Annotated in this window: 13 protein-coding genes; 6 read left to right on the forward strand and 7 right to left on the reverse strand. The window is 47.9% G+C overall.

What is annotated here, in order from left to right:
• From rsmG to XMA127_RS11185, 7 genes are all read right to left on the reverse strand, one after another.
• Complete coding sequence (gene rsmG, locus XMA127_RS11155) at positions 1–627, reverse strand: 16S rRNA (guanine(527)-N(7))-methyltransferase RsmG (protein WP_173482162.1); 627 nt, start codon at positions 625–627, stop codon at positions 1–3.
• Positions 627–2,516 carry a tRNA uridine-5-carboxymethylaminomethyl(34) synthesis enzyme MnmG gene (mnmG, locus tag XMA127_RS11160; protein ID WP_173482163.1) on the reverse strand — a complete coding sequence of 630 codons (1,890 nt, stop codon included), beginning with the start codon at positions 2,514–2,516 and terminating at the stop codon, positions 627–629. The genes rsmG and mnmG overlap by 1 nt, the downstream gene beginning before the upstream one ends.
• A gap of 500 nt (positions 2,517–3,016) precedes the next feature.
• A complete protein-coding gene (gene mnmE, locus XMA127_RS11165; RefSeq protein ID WP_173482164.1) occupies positions 3,017–4,384 on the reverse strand; it encodes a tRNA uridine-5-carboxymethylaminomethyl(34) synthesis GTPase MnmE in 1,368 nt (455 codons plus the stop codon).
• A 78-nt stretch (positions 4,385–4,462) separates the two neighbouring features.
• On the reverse strand, positions 4,463–6,124 hold the full coding sequence (gene yidC / locus XMA127_RS11170) for a membrane protein insertase YidC (protein ID WP_173482165.1): 1,662 nt from the start codon (positions 6,122–6,124) through the stop codon (positions 4,463–4,465).
• 6 nt (positions 6,125–6,130) lie between these two features.
• Positions 6,131–6,517, reverse strand: a complete 387-nt coding sequence (rnpA, locus tag XMA127_RS11175) for a ribonuclease P protein component (RefSeq protein ID WP_173482166.1) — start codon at positions 6,515–6,517, stop codon at positions 6,131–6,133.
• 24 nt (positions 6,518–6,541) lie between these two features.
• Positions 6,542–6,676: a 50S ribosomal protein L34 gene (gene rpmH, locus XMA127_RS11180; protein WP_173482167.1), complete on the reverse strand. Its 135-nt coding sequence runs from the start codon at positions 6,674–6,676 to the stop codon at positions 6,542–6,544.
• A gap of 169 nt (positions 6,677–6,845) precedes the next feature.
• Complete coding sequence (locus tag XMA127_RS11185; protein ID WP_173482168.1) at positions 6,846–7,922, reverse strand: TRAP transporter substrate-binding protein; 1,077 nt, start codon at positions 7,920–7,922, stop codon at positions 6,846–6,848.
• A 342-nt stretch (positions 7,923–8,264) separates the two neighbouring features.
• On the opposite strand from XMA127_RS11185, the gene XMA127_RS11190 reads away from it, so the two are divergent.
• From XMA127_RS11190 to gyrB, 6 genes are all read left to right on the forward strand, one after another.
• Positions 8,265–8,828, forward strand: coding sequence for a TRAP transporter small permease subunit (locus XMA127_RS11190; RefSeq protein WP_173482169.1), 564 nt, complete (start codon positions 8,265–8,267; stop codon positions 8,826–8,828).
• On the forward strand, positions 8,829–10,298 hold the full coding sequence (locus tag XMA127_RS11195) for a TRAP transporter large permease subunit (RefSeq protein WP_173482170.1): 1,470 nt from the start codon (positions 8,829–8,831) through the stop codon (positions 10,296–10,298).
• Between the two features lie 279 nt (positions 10,299–10,577).
• On the forward strand, positions 10,578–12,038 hold the full coding sequence (gene dnaA / locus XMA127_RS11200; RefSeq protein ID WP_173482171.1) for a chromosomal replication initiator protein DnaA: 1,461 nt from the start codon (positions 10,578–10,580) through the stop codon (positions 12,036–12,038).
• 25 nt (positions 12,039–12,063) lie between these two features.
• Positions 12,064–13,167, forward strand: a complete 1,104-nt coding sequence (gene dnaN / locus XMA127_RS11205; RefSeq protein WP_173482172.1) for a DNA polymerase III subunit beta — start codon at positions 12,064–12,066, stop codon at positions 13,165–13,167.
• 45 nt (positions 13,168–13,212) lie between these two features.
• Positions 13,213–14,319: a DNA replication/repair protein RecF gene (gene recF, locus XMA127_RS11210; protein WP_173483711.1), complete on the forward strand. Its 1,107-nt coding sequence runs from the start codon at positions 13,213–13,215 to the stop codon at positions 14,317–14,319.
• A complete protein-coding gene (gene gyrB, locus XMA127_RS11215) occupies positions 14,312–16,735 on the forward strand; it encodes a DNA topoisomerase (ATP-hydrolyzing) subunit B (protein WP_173482174.1) in 2,424 nt (807 codons plus the stop codon). The genes recF and gyrB overlap by 8 nt, the downstream gene beginning before the upstream one ends.
• The last annotated feature ends 105 nt before the right edge of the window (positions 16,736–16,840 follow it).

Raw genomic sequence — 16,840 nt, forward strand, 5'->3', positions numbered from 1 at the left:
TTACACTCTCCCAATTTTCAACAGGTGTCGCTCTTCATCAAGACCGGGCACTTGAAGGGGGTAACTCTCGATTAAATGGTACTGATTTGGCAGATCTGCCAACTCCTGATCAGGATAACGGCCTTTCATCGCAAGAAACAGACCCTGATCGGCTAATAGCTCAGCGCTTAACGTTACCATATCTTCGATAGAAGCAAAGGCCCTAGAGGTAACTTGTTGGAAAGTACGACCGGCAAACGCCTCAACCCGACCATGAACCACCTCTAAATTCGATAGATTCAACTCAACTTTTACCTGATGCTGAAACCGAGTTTTTTTACCGTTGCTGTCCAGAGTAACAACTGGCATATCAGGATTAAGAATGGCCATAGGAATTCCAGGTAACCCAGCACCACTACCGACGTCGATAAGGTCGGTTTTTTCTACGTAGGGCGCAATCGCGACACTGTCCAAAATATGTTTTATCAGCATCTGTTTTGGATCGCGTATCGCCGTCAGATTGTAGGTTTTGTTCCATTTCTGTAACAAGGCTAAGTAGGCCAACAGCTGCTCAACCTGTAATTCAGATACAGACAGGTTTAACCGACTTAGACCTGACTCTAAATCGTTTTTTGGATTGTAATCCATTAACTGGCCGCCTTAGCTTGAAGCTGAAGTTTCTTCAAATGAACCAATAACAGCGAGATAGCCGCTGGCGTCATGCCCTGAATCCTTGAAGCCTGAGCAATAGTCACCGGGCGGACATGCTCTAGCTTAGATTTTAATTCGTTTGAGAGACCACCAACGGCATCATAATCGAAGTCCTCAGGCAAAGAGGTATTCTCTTGACGACGCATCTGATCAATCTCTTGCTTCTGACGATCAATATAACCGGCGTACTTGATCGAGATCTCAATCTGCTCTTCAGCCGCCGCCTCAATCTCAACCTCAGAAGGTTTAATGGATTTGATATCGGCATAGCTAAGTTCAGGACGCTTTACCAGATCAGCAAGGTTGTACTCACGTGCCAACGGTGAACTCAGCTTGGGTTCCAATGCAGCCGCTTCTGCTGACTTTGGTTGAATCCAAGTCGATGAGAGCCGTGCCATTTCACAATCAATCTGATCGCGTTTAGTCGAGAAGGCGGTCCAGCGATCATCACCAACGACACCCAGTTTGCGACCTATCTCGGTCAAACGAATATCCGCGTTATCTTCGCGCAACACCAAACGGTATTCAGCACGGGAGGTGAACATACGGTAAGGCTCTGATGTGCCGTGCGTAATCAAATCATCAACCAAGACACCGATGTAGGCTTCGTCACGACGCGGATACCACTGATCCTGATCCAGTGCACGAGCAGCGGCATTCATACCGGCCAACAACCCTTGTGCGCCCGCCTCTTCGTAGCCTGTTGTGCCATTGATTTGACCGGCAAAGTAGAGACCAGAGATCACTTTGGTCTCAAGTGTGTGTTTCAAATCCTGAGGATTGAAATAATCGTATTCGATGGCATAACCCGGACGTGTGATATGAGCGTTTTCAAAACCGCGCATTGAACGGATGACCTCAAGCTGCACATCAAATGGCAAACTGGTTGAGACACCATTTGGGTAGAGCTCGTGCGTGGTTAACCCTTCCGGCTCAACGAAAACCTGGTGGGAGTCTTTGTCCGCAAAGCGGTGAATCTTATCTTCAATGGAAGGGCAGTAACGCGGTCCTATCCCTTCAATAATCCCAGAGTACATCGGCGAGCGATCAAGGTTATTTCGAATAATCTCGTGTGTCCGCTCATTGGTATGCGTGATGTAACAACTGATCTGTTCTGGTTGGTCACTCGCCTGGCCCATAAACGACATGATAGGCGTTGGTGTATCACCAGGTTGTTCTTGCATCACTGAGAAATCGACACTGCGTGCGTCAATTCGTGGCGGTGTACCCGTTTTGAGACGGTCAACGCGAAGAGGATACTCACGTAAACGCTCTGCGAGTCGTAATGAAGGCGGATCACCGGCACGACCACCCTGATAATTTTGCATACCAATGTGAATCAAACCGCCAAGGAAGGTACCTGCTGTTAAGACAACGCTGTTTGCAAAGAAACGAATGCCAGCTTGGGTCACAGCACCGCGAACTTCATCATTTTCTACGATGAGATCATCGACCGCCTGCTGAAAGATATCGAGGTTAGGTTGGTTTTCAAGAATAGAACGGATGGCTGCTTTGTAAAGAATACGATCCGCTTGTGCACGTGTGGCACGCACAGCGGGACCTTTGCGTGCATTAAGCGTTCTAAACTGAATACCGCCCTTATCGGTAGCACGAGCCATCGCACCATCCAGTGCATCAATCTCTTTAACAAGATGACTCTTACCAATACCACCGATGGCCGGGTTACATGACATTTGACCCAGTGTCTCAATATTGTGAGTCAATAGCAGGGTTTTAGCCCCTTTACGTGCTGATGCTAATGCCGCTTCAGTGCCAGCGTGACCGCCACCAATAATCAACACGTCATAACGATCTGGATAATCCACTCTCTACCTCTTAGCTGCCTTTTCAAACCTAGACAGAAATATGGCGCGGATTATACCTAGGGATTGCCATTGAAGAAATGGTTAAAAAATAGCCAACCTGCTGTTTGTAGAGTGAGAGTAGATAAATAAAAAATAAAATAAATATATAAAGAGAGTTTATTATTTTTAATATTATTTAAGTAGGCTGATTTCTGTTATTAACTGATTAAAAATCAATAAAAACAGTAGTTTGTAGAAATTATAACCCGCTTATAAAGCGCGAATAGCTTGAACATTTGTTGTGTGTGAGTTGTGTATAAGTAGGCTAGTTATACACAATTTATTTTATTCACAGTTTAATCGTCCAATTACTCGGGGTTAGGCTGACAGTTTTTCCACAATCGAAGAATTATTACCGCGTTTTGTGAGCTATTCTTTGGATAACTATTGAATATATCCACAACAGATGCTCAGCATTCGCCTTTTATCTGTGAGTAACTCTATTTTTGGATTGTGGAAAACTATTTACCGATACAGAAAGAGCCGAAAATCTTTCCAAGCAGGTCATCCGCTGAAACTTTACCGGTTATTTCACCTAACACCTGCTGTGTCTGCCTCAGATCTTCCGCCAGAAGTTCACCAGCACCTTGGGTATCTAACTGCCAAAGACCGGTGTTTAATAGCTCCTGTGCTTGTTCTAGAGCCTCCATATGGCGTCTACGCGCCATAAAAGCGCCTTCAGCATTGCCTTGATAGCCCATAATGGACTTTAGATGCTCCCGAAGCAGATCAATGCCTTGCTCATCTTTGGCTGAGAGTCTAATCAGTGTGTTTTCACCCTGTTGTTCAAGACTAGTACTCTCGTCTGTTAGGTCGATTTTATTGCGAACTAAGGTGACATGGCTCAGATCACCGTTGAGTTTTTCGACCATCTCAGGCCACAGCGTTTGTGGATCCGTTGTCTCTGAGTGGCTAGCATCCACGAGCATTAAGATACGATCAGCCGTTTTGATCTCCTGCCAAGCGCGATCAATACCGATCTGTTCGACTCGATCAGGTGCATCACGTAAGCCAGCGGTGTCGATAATGTGCAGTGGCATGCCATCAATGTGTATCTGCTCTCTCAAGACATCTCGTGTTGTCCCCTCAATGTCGGTGACAATTGCTGAATCACGCCCCGATAGCGCATTGAGCAGACTCGATTTTCCGGCATTAGGACGGCCAGCAATCACGACAGTCATACCCTCTCTCATTAAACTGCCTTGCTGCGCTTGGCTCTGAACCTGATTGAGTTGCTCAATAATGTTGACCAGATCACCACGCACTTTGCCGTCGCTTAAAAAGTCGATCTCTTCATCAGGGAAGTCGATGGCTGCTTCTACATAGATGCGTAGGTTGGTTAGCTGATCGACCAATTGATCAACTTCACGCGAAAAAGCGCCTTGCAGTGATTTTAACGCACAGCGAGCTGCCTGTTCTGAAGAGCTTTCAATCAGATCAGCAATGGCTTCAGCTTGAGTGAGATCGAGCTTATCGTTTAAAAATGCTCGTTCTGAGAATTCACCTGGTCTAGCCATGCGAGCACCTAGCTCAATGGCGCGGCGAATGATGAGATCGATGACAACGGGACCACCATGACATTGAAGTTCGGCAACATCTTCACCGGTGAAGCTATTGGGTCCAGGAAAAAGCAGGGCGATGCCTTCGTCGATCTGTTGATCAGTTTCATGAAAAGGGGTGTAGTGAGCGTAACGGGGTTTGGCTTTAAACCCGATAAATGCCTCTAAAATTTCAGCAGACTTAGGCCCTGAAAGACGAACAATCCCGACGCCCCCTTGGCCAGTGGCGGTTGCTTGTGCAACGATCGTATCTTTACTGCTGCTGATCATCTGAAGTCTTTCTCCAATCAATAAAAAGGGCTCCGAAGAGCCCTAGTGTGTCGCGTGGGGATTTAAGCTGCAAGTTGCTTATTTAGAATCACCCGCTTCGATCTGTTTGTTGATTACATACTGCTGTGCAATTGATAGGACGTTGTTCACCAACCAGTATAGAACCAGACCCGCTGGGAACCATAGGAAGAAGAAGGTGAAGACGATTGGAAGCATCTTCATGATCTTCGCCTGCATTGGATCTGGAGGCGTTGGGTTCAACAGCTGCTGAATGAACATGGTCGCACCCATCAAGATAGGCATGATGAAGTAAGGGTCCATTTGCGACAGGTCTTGGATGTAACCAATGAATGGCGCGTGACGGATCTCAACCGCTTCCATCAATACCCAGTAAAGTGCGATGAAGATCGGCATCTGAGCAACGATAGGAAGACATCCACCGAGAGGGTTGATCTTCTCTTTCGAGTAGAGCTTCATCATCTCTTGAGACATCTTCTGGCGATCATCACCGTATAGCTCTTTAAGACGAGCCATCTCTGGACCGAACTTGCGCATTTTTGCCATCGATTTGAACGCTTTAGCATTCAAGTGGAATAGGGCAGCTTTCACCAAAATCGTGACACAGATGATGGCAAGACCGTAGTTACCGACGATCGAGTAGAGCCACTTAAGAACCATGTAGATTGGTGAAGCGATGAAGAAGAGAATACCGAAGTCGATCGTAAGATCTAGGTTCGGAGCGATCTTCTCCAGCTGATCAGTATCTTTAGGACCCGCATACAGCGTTGCCGAGATCTGGCCTGTCTGGCCTGGAGCAACAACAGCAGAGGGTGCTAAGAAACCAGCAATGTAGTTACCGTTAAGCTGACGGGCCTGGTAGGTGTACTCCTGACCTGGATTAGGGATCCAAGCACTCATGAAGTAGTGCTGAATCATAGCAACCCAACCGTCTTGGCTCTTCTCGCTGTAACGGCCATCGTCGTCTATATCATCGAAGCTAACTTTGTTGTAGTTGTTCTCTTGAGTTGAGAACACTGGGCCTAAGTAAGACTGCATACCCATATCAGTAGTTTCTGAAGGGTCAGCACTACGATCACGCTTAAGTTGACCGAATAGAGTCGCTTGCCAGTTTGAGTCACTGTTGTTAGCAATCAGGTAGTCCATCGCAATGGCGTTGCTACCGCGTGTGAAGGTGAATCGCTTAGTAATGGCTACGCCGTTATCGACTAGGTTCAGATCTACAGCCAGTGTGTCGGCACTGCCCATGTCGTAGCTAGCTTCAGCGACAGAGTAGAGTGGACGCCCCTCTTTAGACGCATCTGGGCCATTAGGGCCAACTAAGCCTGATTGAGCAACATAGGTACGGTTAGCGTTCTGCTCAAGCAGAACCAAGGGATCTTCGCCTTCCAACGTCGCTTTATGATCGAGCAGTTTGACTTCAATGATGTCACCGCCACGTGGATCGATCAGAATGCCGAACTTATCAGTGGTTACACTGACCAGATCACCTGTTGCTGCAGCCAGTGTGGACGTTGCTGCACCTGCGGTTGGTAGATCAGCTTCAGCTGCTGGCGCTGCGCTTGGCAGGTCGTTACCTGCGGCTGGCTGGTACGCTGAAACTGATTCAGTTTGAGTTTGTTGTGCTGCGACGGGAGTGTTGTAATCAGCATTCCACTGGAGAACCAGCATGTATGAGATTAGACCGAGTGCGCCGAGTAGAATGACTCGCTGTATATCCATGGCGAATTAACCATTACCTTTATTTGAGGTTTGGGCTTTTAAAGCCTGCTTGTTTAAACGTTTCCAACTTTTCGCTATGAGCGCATGTAATTGCTCGTTTTCCAGCTCATCAATACCACGTCGAGATAAAACAACAATGTCGACATTAGGGAGCTGATGCTGGTTAAAACGAAAAGACTCGCGAATGATACGACGAACGCGGTTTCGATTCACGGCTCTGCGAATATTTTTTTTGGAAAAAACGAATCCGATGCGGGGATGATCAGATTGGGAGTGGCGGGCAAGAATCAGTAGATGAGTATCACTGACCTTAAAATCGGCTTTGTCGAATACCCTTTTGAAATCACCGCCAGTTAAAAGTCTTAACTGGCGAGGGTATTCGAACTCAGCCATTTGGCATTCAGCAAGTCCGCTTAATTATGCAGACAAGCTAGCGCGGCCGCGTGAACGACGACGAGCAAGCACTTTACGACCGTTTTTAGTAGCCATACGAGCACGGAAACCGTGGTTGCGCTTACGCTTTAGTACGCTTGGTTGAAATGTTCTTTTCATTGCCTTGTCCTATTACAAGTCATTTATACGTCACAGATGTTGTATGGACATCTGCCTAAAAATCGAGACGCAAAATTCTATAGAAATCGCTAAGCAGTTGCAAACCTTTTGTTTGCTATCCATAAAAAAACCAGCCCGAGAGCTGGTTTTTTATCAGCTAAACGAGCTATTAGCGCATTTTACGCTGCATGTAGCCGTCTAGAGGACCTTCTGAAACAGACATCCACTGGTTCTGGTCTTTCTGGAACGCAGCCATGCTGTCGTAGATGCGTTTGAAGTCTGGGTGTTCAGCAGAAAGCTCTTTGTAAGTTTCCTGTGCAGCTTCCCAAGCAGCATCCATTACGTCTTTCGGGAAGACCTTCATCTTAGTACCACCCGCTAGGATAGTCTTAAGTGCTTCTGGGTTCTTCGCATCGTAGAAGGCAGTTGTCTTAACGTTTGCACGCTCAGCTGCTGCTGCAACAATGTTCTGGTACTCAACTGGTAGAGCGTCGAACTTCTCTTTGTTGATGTAGACAGAAAGGTTTGGAGCCGCTTCCCACCAACCTGGAGTGTAGTAGTACTTAGCAACCTTGTTGAAGCCCATCTTCATGTCATCGAATGGACCAACCCATTCAGCTGCATCGATAGTGCCTTTCTCTAGTGATGGGAAGATATCGCCACCCGGGATAGACTGAGGCACAACGCCTAGCTTCTCGATGATCTTACCGCCCATACCACCGATACGCATCTTTAGACCCTGAAGATCGTCTAGTGATTTAACTTCTTTGTTGTACCAACCACCCATCTGTACACCCGTGTTACCTGATGGGAATGGAACGATGTTCGATTTAGCGAAAAGCTCTTTGATCATTTCGCCGCCACCACCGAAGTTGTACCAAGCTTGGAACTGACGGTAGTTAAGGCCGAAAGGAACGGTTGTATCTAGAGCGAATGCTGGGTTTTTACCGAAGTAGTAGTATGACGCTGTGTGACCTGCTTCGATCGTACCGTCTGATACTGCGTCAAAGATCTGCATAGTGCCTACGATTTCGCCCGCAGGGAATACACGAATCTTGAATTTACCGTTGGTCATCTTCTCTACTTCTTCAGCGAAGTAGACACCGCCCATGTAGAAGCCGATACCTGGAGGTACAGCCGACTGTAGGCGCCAGTTAAGTTCTGGAAGCTCAGCAGCTGAAGCTGCAGTTGCTGCTGAAACGGCTGCTGCTAGTACAGCACCTTTAAACAGATCTCTACGTTTCATGATATTTCCTTGTGTTTGCCTTTTCGGCGTTTATTGTTAGTTAGGACACAGCTAATACTAGCTATAACCAGCCACCATGCAAGAGTATTAATTATTTGCCTGAATCAACCTGCTACTTTGGTCTAACTAATCAGGTGATCTGGTAGGACCAGTTAACCCTTAAATTTCTCTTTGATGGTTCAAACATGGCCATTTAATAGGCTTTTCGATCTGAAATTAAGACTTAAGTCTATATCTATCGTTTGTTCTGGTATGACCAGTTGCAACCTCTTCTTGTACCACACTTGAAAACCGGTCACACTGCGAGGCTATAACAAATAGATCAGAGAGCGTGTTTAAGGAATGAAAGCTTTACTGAAATTCTCAGCGGGCATTGATGCAATCAATGGCTGGGTTGGCAACTACATTAAATGGTTAATTCTTGCAGCGGTATTGGTCAGTGCAGGTAACGCAACAACTCGTTATCTGTTCAGTATCGCGTCTAATGCAATGCTGGAGTTGCAGTGGTACCTGTACGCTGCTGTGTTTACGGCGGCAGCGGGCTATGTGCTTAAACTAAATGAGCACGTACGCATCGATGTGGTGAGTCAGCGCATCTCACCAAGAGCCCGCAACTGGATTGACGTTATTGGTCTGCTCTTCTGTGTGATGCCGGTCAGCCTCTACATCTGCCTACAATCCATTCCCAATCTTTTAGAGACCTATGCTAACCAAGAGGTGAGTCAAAATGCGGGTGGCCTGCTGCGTTGGCCAGTGCGTGCAATGATTCCTCTCGGTTTTGGTTTGTTATTCATCCAAGCATTCAGCGAATTGATTAAGCGCTGGGCTTTTCTAAAAGGCTATATCGAAGATCCGCTGAGTAAAGGTGGTCACGTAAACATGGACGACGAGCAGGAGACGGCGTAAATGGAATTTCTAGCGGATAACATCGCGCCGATTATGTTCGGCACTCTGATCATCTTCCTTCTATCGGGCTTCCCAGTTGCGTTTAGTTTGGCAGCTAACGGCATTCTGTTTGCGATCATTGGTCATGAGCTTGGTCTATTGGATTGGGTGCTGCTTCAGGCAATACCTGAACGTATCTACGGCATTATGCAGAACGACACTTTGCTGGCGATTCCGTTCTTCACCTTCATGGGGATTATCCTGCAACGCTCAGGCATGGCAGAGGACTTGCTTGAATCGGCAGGGCAGTTGTTTGGGCGAGTACCGGGTGGTCTTGGTTATGCTGTCATTCTTGTCGGTGCGCTCCTCGCGGCAACGACGGGTGTTGTGGCAGCATCGGTGATTTCAATGGGCCTTATCTCCTTGCCGGTTATGATGCGATACCGTTATCACTACCCGACAGCGGCGGGTCTTCTGACCAGTGCCGGCTCGCTGGCACAGATCATCCCACCTTCACTGGTGTTGATCGTACTGGCCGATGTGCTTTCACTGTCAGTTAAAGATGCTTACATGGGTGCTATGCTACCGGCGGCAATGGTTGTGAGCTTCTTACTTCTATACATGTTCGCATTGTCGATCTTCAAACCGGCGATGGTTCCACCACTGCCAGCAGAGGCGCGTACTCTTCAGGGCACCAAGCTGATGGTGTCGGTTCTGACCGCGATGCTGCCACCGATCATTTTGATCTTCTTGGTATTGGGAACCATCTTCGTTGGTTGGGCAACACCGACCGAGGGTGGGGCAATGGGTGCTGTGGGGGCTCTATTGCTCTCGATCATCCGTCGTCGTCTGACGCTGGAGGTTATCAAAGGGGCTCTGGACTCAACGGCCAAACTGTCGACCTTCGTCATGTTTATTTTGGTTGGTTCATCTATCTTTGCTCTATCCTTCCGAGCAGTAAACGGTGACCTATGGATTGAGCACCTGTTTAGCTTTATCCCTGGTGGTGAGCTTGGCTTTGTTCTATTTGTCAGCTTATTGGTATTCGTACTCGGCTTCTTTATCGACTTCTTCGAGATAGCATTCATCTTGATGCCACTAATTGGCCCGGTTGCGGCAAACATGGACATCAACATGGTGTGGTTCCTCGTCGTGGTTGGATTGAACATGTCGATGTCGTTCTTAACACCTCCCTTTGGCTTTGCACTCTTCTACCTGCGAAGTGTGGCTCCAAAGAGCGATTACAAGGATGAGATTACCGGTCGTTTGGTACATGGCATGAAGACCATGGAGATCTACCGAGGGGCTATTCCATTCATCCTGATTATGCTGACATCACTGGCGTTGATCATCATCTTCCCAGAGATAGTGACCTACAATCTTGATGCACCTTTGGATGTTGATCTGGATACGATAGAGATCACTATCGATGGTATGGGTGGTGGTGACGACCCATGGGGCGCTGACGCGTCGGACCCATGGGCTGAGTAATACTATCTACGTTGAAAAGGCTGCTTCGGCAGCCTTTTTTGTGCCTGTTATTACGTTGATTGTCAGTTTTTTGTGAATAAGTCTGTTTATAACTTATGAAAAAGCTGTCATTTAGTTGTTAAGTTCTGGAAAAAGTCGGATATAGGTCAAAGGTTGTGAGGGCTTGTAACCTATTGATTTAAAAACCTTGCAGCTATTTATCTGAAAATTCTGTGGATAATTGCACCCATTGGGGATAAGATTCAACCATACTTCTAAAAACCCACTGGGACTCAACAAATGTTTCAAGATCTATGGCAACAATGCCTAGAAACGCTAAAAGATGAACTGCCGTCACAGCAGTACAACACTTGGGTTCGCCCATTGCGTTTGGATCTAGAGACCGAGTCGCACATTGTTCTACTGGCCCCAAACCGTTTCGTAAAGGATTGGGTCGCGGATAAGTTCGTTACCCGCTTTCAAGATGTCGTTGAACGCTTGAGTGGTGAATCTGCGCCACTTATCGAAATAAGCATAGCAGGGTCCGTTGCCTCACCCGTCACTCGTACTCGACCAGAAGTGGCTCGAGCAAAGCCAATGCGTGTTGAGGCTCAAGAGTCCCAAGCTGAATTCACGTCGACCTCTATTGTTGCCCCCTCTACTGATATTATTCAGCCTGAGCTTGAGGTTCAGCCAGAGGTGATGGAGCGAACGGTGCAGGTCGAGGGTGGTTTGCGCCATCAGACCAGTTTAAACCCCAGCTTTACGTTCGAATCCTTTGTTCAAGGTAAATCAAACCAGCTAGCCTCTGCTGCGGCTCAACAGGTGGCCGATAACCCGGGTGGTGGTTACAACCCACTCTTTATTTATGGTGGTGTCGGCTTAGGTAAAACTCACTTGATGCATGCTGTGGGTGCAGAAATGCTTAAGCGTAATCCCAACGCTAAGATTGTCTACCTGCACTCAGAGCGCTTCGTAGCCGATATGGTTAAAGCACTTCAGCTGAATGCGATTAATGACTTTAAGCGCTACTACCGCTCGGTCGATGCACTGTTGATCGATGACATTCAGTTCTTTGCCAACAAGGATCGCTCGCAAGAGGAGTTCTTCCACACCTTTAATGCGCTACTTGAAGGTGGCCAGCAGATGATCTTGACCAGTGATCGCTATCCTAAAGAGATCGGTGGCATGGAAGAGCGCTTGAAGTCTCGTTTTGGTTGGGGTCTAACCGTGGCTATTGAGCCGCCAGAACTTGAGACGCGCGTCGCTATTCTTATGAAAAAGGCGCACGAAGCGCGAATTAAGCTTCCAGATGATGCCGCCTTCTTCCTTGCACAGAAGATTCGTAGTAATGTCCGAGAGTTAGAAGGTGCTTTGAAGCGAGTTATAGCGAACGCTCACTTCACTGGTAGTCCGATCACCACGACCTTTGTCAAAGAGTCGCTGAAGGATCTACTGGCATTACAGGACAAACAGGTTAGTATTGATAACATTCAGCGAGTGGTGTCTGAGTACTATAAGATCCGTGTAGCCGATCTTCACTCAAAACGCCGCAGTCGCTCAGTCGCTCGTCCAAGACAAGTTGCTATGTCTTTGTCTAAGGAGCTTACTAACCACAGCCTACCAGAGATAGGCAACGCATTTGGCGGTCGAGATCACACCACGGTCTTGCACGCGACACGAAAAATTAAAGAGTTGCGTGACAGCAATGCTGAGATCGCAGAAGATTACAAAAACCTGCTTCGTCATTTGACGACCTAACTGACAGACTGAGATAGGAATACGCATGAGATTCGTCATCACTCGTGAGGCTTTGATTAAACCACTACAGCTTGTTGCCGGCGTGGTTGAACGCAGACAGACACTGCCTGTGCTCTCGAACATTCTGATGGTGGCTGAGGGTGATCAACTTTCACTAACCGGTACCGATCTCGAAGTCGAGTTGGTAGGGCGCGTGCAGCTTCAAGAGCCGGCACAACCAGGTTCAGTGACCGTTCCAGCACGCAAGCTGATGGATATCTGTAAATCGCTCTCTGATGACGCTCGTATCGAGATGGAGTTGAGCGGTCAGAAGATGATCATCAAGTCGGGTCGTTCTAAGTTCTCACTAACAACCTTGGCGGCGTCTGAATTCCCGAATGTTGAAGATAGCCCACAAGCCTTCGAGTTAAGCTTGCCACAGTCAGAACTGCGTCAGTTGATCGAAAAGACAGGCTTCTCTATGGCGCAACAGGATGTCCGTTATTACCTAAATGGCATGCTACTGGAAGTAAGTGAAGACTCACTTCGTTCGGTTGCGACCGATGGTCACCGTCTGGCTACTTCGGCTTCTGCAGCGGATGTGCCAGCGGGTGGTGCGCATCAGATCATCGTGCCTCGTAAAGGTATTCTTGAGCTAGCTCGATTACTCCAAGGTGGTGACTCACCGGTTACACTGGTTATTGGTGCATCACACATTCGTGCCAATGTCGGTGACTACACCTTCACGTCGAAGCTGGTTGATGGCAAGTTCCCTGACTACCAACGAGTGATCCCTAAAAACGGTGACAAGGTCGTTCTTGGTGATCGCCAAGAGCTGCGTCAGGTATTCCAGCGTATTGCGATTCTATCGAACGAGAAATATCGAGGTGTGCGTCTGACGCTCAGCGATGGCTACCTTAAAGTGACGGCAAATAACCCAGAGCAGGAAGAGGCAGAAGAGACTGTAGCTGTTGAGTACGAAGGTCCTTCGATCGATATCGGTTTCAACGTTAACTATCTGCTCGATGTACTCTCTATTCTTGGTTCCGATGTGGTTCGTTTCACCTTAGCTGATGCAAACAGCAGTGCGCTGATTCAAGGCTTCGATGATCCAAACTCAACCTACGTCATCATGCCAATGCGCATGTAATTAACGCTTCAATAGAGGCCGTCCCTAGGGCGGCCTTTTCTGTTTATGCGCATCAAGCGACTACAACTCTCTAATCTTCGATCCATTCAATCCCTGGCCTTTGATGCGTCAGCGGATATCAACATCATTCACGGTCAAAACGGCAGCGGCAAAACCAGTATTCTGGAAGGTCTTCACTTCTTGTCTGTGGCCCGCTCATTCAGAACGCACCAGAGCCGATATGTCATCTCTGAGGGCCAACAACAACTGACCTGTTTTGCGAAGATTGAGGGTGAATCTGATTCCGGTGGTCTAGGTGTTGAACGAACCCAGCAGGGCGATGTGCGTGCCCGTTTCAGAGGTGAAGAGATCGACTTAACGGCCCTTGCTGGCTTAGTCCCGATGCAGGTGATCGACTCTGAAAGTTTCACACTTTTAGACGGTTCACCGTCTGTTAGACGACAATTTATCGATTGGGGTGGATTTCACCATTCTACGGGGTTTATTTCCGTCTGGAGAGGCTTTCAAAGAGCGTTAAAACAAAGGAATTCACTGCTAAAACGTGGTAATATTGATCGGTCGTTACGCGAGGTTTGGGATAGAGAATTTATCCTTCACGCAGAACGACTTACAGAGCTTCGAAGCGCTTATGTTGATGCCCTTTTACCGCACTTTACAGGCATTGCTGAGCAGTTGGTTCGAGAGGTCGTTACGGATCTACGTTTTAGCCCGGGTTGGGACAGAGATCAGGATCTACAGACTCTGTTAAATGAGAGTTTTGAACGTGATATGCGTCAGGGATTTACCTCCCTTGGGCCACAGCGTGCTGACCTTAAATTCAAGGTTGGAAGTCGCAGTGCCGCTGAGCACTTATCACGAGGCCAGAAGAAATTGGTCGTTAGTGCACTTAAACTTGCGCAGGGTCAGCTCTACGAGGCTACCCGAGGTCACTCCTGTATCTACTTGATCGATGACCTCCCTGCTGAGTTAGATAAAGAGCACCTGGCAACGTTTTGCTCGTTCTTGAAACAGAGCAACAGCCAAAGTTTTGTAACCTGTGTTGAGCCAAGCTCAATGCTAGAGGTATGGGGCGCAACTACTGACGGTGCCCTATTGAACGTCGATTCAGGTCAGTTAACTGCAAAGCAGACATTTGGAGAGATCTATGAGTGAATCAAACCAAGATTACGATTCGTCCAGTATTAAGGTTCTTAAAGGCCTTGATGCCGTGCGCAAGCGCCCAGGGATGTATATCGGTGATACCGACGACGGTAGTGGTTTGCATCACATGGTGTTCGAGCTGGTCGACAACGGCATTGATGAGGCACTCGCAGGTTTCTGTAGTGAGGTGGGCGTAACCATCCATGCTGACGAGAGTATTACCGTCAGCGATAATGGTCGCGGCATTCCGACGGATATCCACGAAGAGGAGGGTGTCTCTGCGGCCGAGGTTATCATGACGGTCCTCCACGCCGGTGGTAAGTTCGATGACAACACCTATAAAGTCTCAGGTGGTCTTCACGGTGTTGGTGTGTCGGTGGTAAACGCCCTGTCGACTGAGTTGCGTTTGACCATTCGTCGTGCTGGTCAGGTTCACGAGCAGGTTTACAACCACGGTGTACCGGCAGAGCCTCTAAAAGTGATCGGTGAGACGGATACCAGTGGTACGATCGTGCGCTTCTGGCCTAGCCCTGAAACCTTCACCAACATCGAGTTCCAGTACGACATTCTTGCTAAACGCCTTCGTGAACTCTCATTCCTTAACTCAGGCGTTCGTATTCGTCTTAAAGATGAGCGCTCTGGCCGTGAAGAAGTCTTTGAATACGAAGGTGGTCTAGCAGCCTTTGTTGATTTCCTTAACCAGAACAAATCGCCTATTAACAGTATCTTCCACTTCAATGCGATGCATGAAAATGGTGTTGGCGTTGAGGTCTCTCTACAGTGGAATGACTCATTCCAAGAGTCGATTCACTGTTTTGCCAACAACATCCCACAGCGTGATGGTGGTACCCACTTATCGGGCTTCCGCGCCTCCTTGACGCGTGGTTTGAACAGCTACATAGATTCTGAGTCGTTAAACAAAAAAGGCAATGTCAGCACCAGTGGTGATGACAGTCGTGAAGGTCTAACGGCGATCATCTCTGTTAAAGTGCCAGATCCTAAATTCTCTTCACAGACCAAAGATAAGCTGGTTTCGTCTGAAGTTAAGACAGCAGTCGAGCAGTTGATGGCAGAGCACTTCAATAACTACTTGCTAGAGAACCCATCTGAAGCGAAAGCGGTTGTGCAGAAGATGATGGATGCGGCGCGTGCCCGTGAAGCCGCGCGTAAAGCGCGTGAGATGACGCGTCGTAAAGGTGTGTTGGATATCGCTGGTCTACCGGGTAAATTGGCAGACTGCCAAGAGAAAGATCCGGCACTCTCTGAACTCTACTTGGTGGAGGGTGACTCGGCGGGTGGTTCTGCTAAGCAGGGCCGTGATCGTCGAACTCAAGCCATCCTTCCGCTTAAAGGTAAGATTCTTAACGTCGAGAAAGCACGTTTTGACAAGATGCTGACTTCAGCTGAAGTCGGTACTCTGATTACTGCACTAGGGTGTGGTATCGGCCGAGATGAGTTCAACGTTGAAAAACTTCGTTACCACAGCATCATTATCATGACCGATGCGGACGTCGATGGATCTCACATTCGTACCCTTCTATTGACCTTCTTCTTCCGTCAAATGCCAGAGTTGATTGAACGTGGCTACATCTACATTGCTCAGCCGCCTCTGTACAAAGTGAAGAAGGGCAAGCAAGAGCAGTACCTAAAAGATGATGAAGCGATGGATATGTACCTGCTTCAAGGTGCTTTGGAAGGTACTTCACTCTATCCTGCTGAAGATGCGCCTGCTATCACTGGTGCAGCGCTTGAGACGCTATTTGGTCGCTACCGTAAGGTGATGGCAATGATCAACCGTCTCTCGCGAATCTACCCAAGCCAGGCTTTGATGCAGTCACTCTATGTCCCGCGTTTGGCGGCCGATTCGCTGGGTGATAAAGCGACGGTAGAGGGTTGGGCTAAAGAGCTACAAGCTAAGCTAGATTCTATTGTTACGTCGGGTTCAGAAGTCTACACAGTGGATGTTGAGTACGACCAAGAGCACAGCTCTTATGTGCCGGTGGTTAATGTATTGCTTCACGGTATTACGAATGCGTTCCGTTTTGAGGCTGACTTCTTCCGCTCTAAAGATTACGACTTGATCGTTGATCTTGGGGCAGAGCTTTCTGGTCTGTTAGCGGATGGTGCTTACCTTCAGCGTGGCGAACGTCGTATGGATGTGACAGAGTTGGGCGAAGGCATTGAATGGTTGATGGGTCTTGCGCGTCGCGGCAGTAACATTCAACGCTACAAAGGATTGGGCGAGATGAACCCTGATCAGCTTTGGGAAACAACCATGGATCCTGATGCGCGCCGCATGCTTAAAGTGACGATCGAAGATGCTATCTCTGCTGATCAGTTGTTTACCACGTTGATGGGTGATGAGGTTGAGCCTCGTCGTGACTTTATCGAGTCCAACGCACTGAATGTCTCTAACCTAGATGTTTAATGTTTAGTATTTTAGAGAAAGGGCGCCTATAGGCGCCTTTTTAATTTGTTTCACGTGAAACAAACTCCTTGTTTCTATTTCTAAGTTTCAATCTTATTTGATAAA

Source organism: Marinobacterium sp. xm-a-127, from assembly GCF_013283425.1.
GTDB lineage: Bacteria > Pseudomonadota > Gammaproteobacteria > Pseudomonadales > Balneatricaceae > Marinobacterium_E.

What these genes read in the sequence shown, in the direction of transcription:
- rpmH (WP_173482167.1), bottom strand. Translation starts at nt 6,676, where the DNA reads ATGAAAAGAACATTTCAACCAAGCGTACTAAAGCGTAAGCGCAACCAC.
- dnaA (WP_173482171.1), top strand. Translation starts at nt 10,578, where the DNA reads ATGTTTCAAGATCTATGGCAACAATGCCTAGAAACGCTAAAAGATGAA.
- dnaN (WP_173482172.1), top strand. Translation starts at nt 12,064, where the DNA reads ATGAGATTCGTCATCACTCGTGAGGCTTTGATTAAACCACTACAGCTT.
- XMA127_RS11195 (WP_173482170.1), top strand. Translation starts at nt 8,829, where the DNA reads ATGGAATTTCTAGCGGATAACATCGCGCCGATTATGTTCGGCACTCTG.
- gyrB (WP_173482174.1), top strand. Translation starts at nt 14,312, where the DNA reads ATGAGTGAATCAAACCAAGATTACGATTCGTCCAGTATTAAGGTTCTT.
- rsmG (WP_173482162.1), bottom strand. Translation starts at nt 627, where the DNA reads ATGGATTACAATCCAAAAAACGATTTAGAGTCAGGTCTAAGTCGGTTA.
- recF (WP_173483711.1), top strand. Translation starts at nt 13,213, where the DNA reads ATGCGCATCAAGCGACTACAACTCTCTAATCTTCGATCCATTCAATCC.
- XMA127_RS11190 (WP_173482169.1), top strand. Translation starts at nt 8,265, where the DNA reads ATGAAAGCTTTACTGAAATTCTCAGCGGGCATTGATGCAATCAATGGC.
- XMA127_RS11185 (WP_173482168.1), bottom strand. Translation starts at nt 7,922, where the DNA reads ATGAAACGTAGAGATCTGTTTAAAGGTGCTGTACTAGCAGCAGCCGTT.
- rnpA (WP_173482166.1), bottom strand. Translation starts at nt 6,517, where the DNA reads ATGGCTGAGTTCGAATACCCTCGCCAGTTAAGACTTTTAACTGGCGGT.
- yidC (WP_173482165.1), bottom strand. Translation starts at nt 6,124, where the DNA reads ATGGATATACAGCGAGTCATTCTACTCGGCGCACTCGGTCTAATCTCA.
- mnmE (WP_173482164.1), bottom strand. Translation starts at nt 4,384, where the DNA reads ATGATCAGCAGCAGTAAAGATACGATCGTTGCACAAGCAACCGCCACT.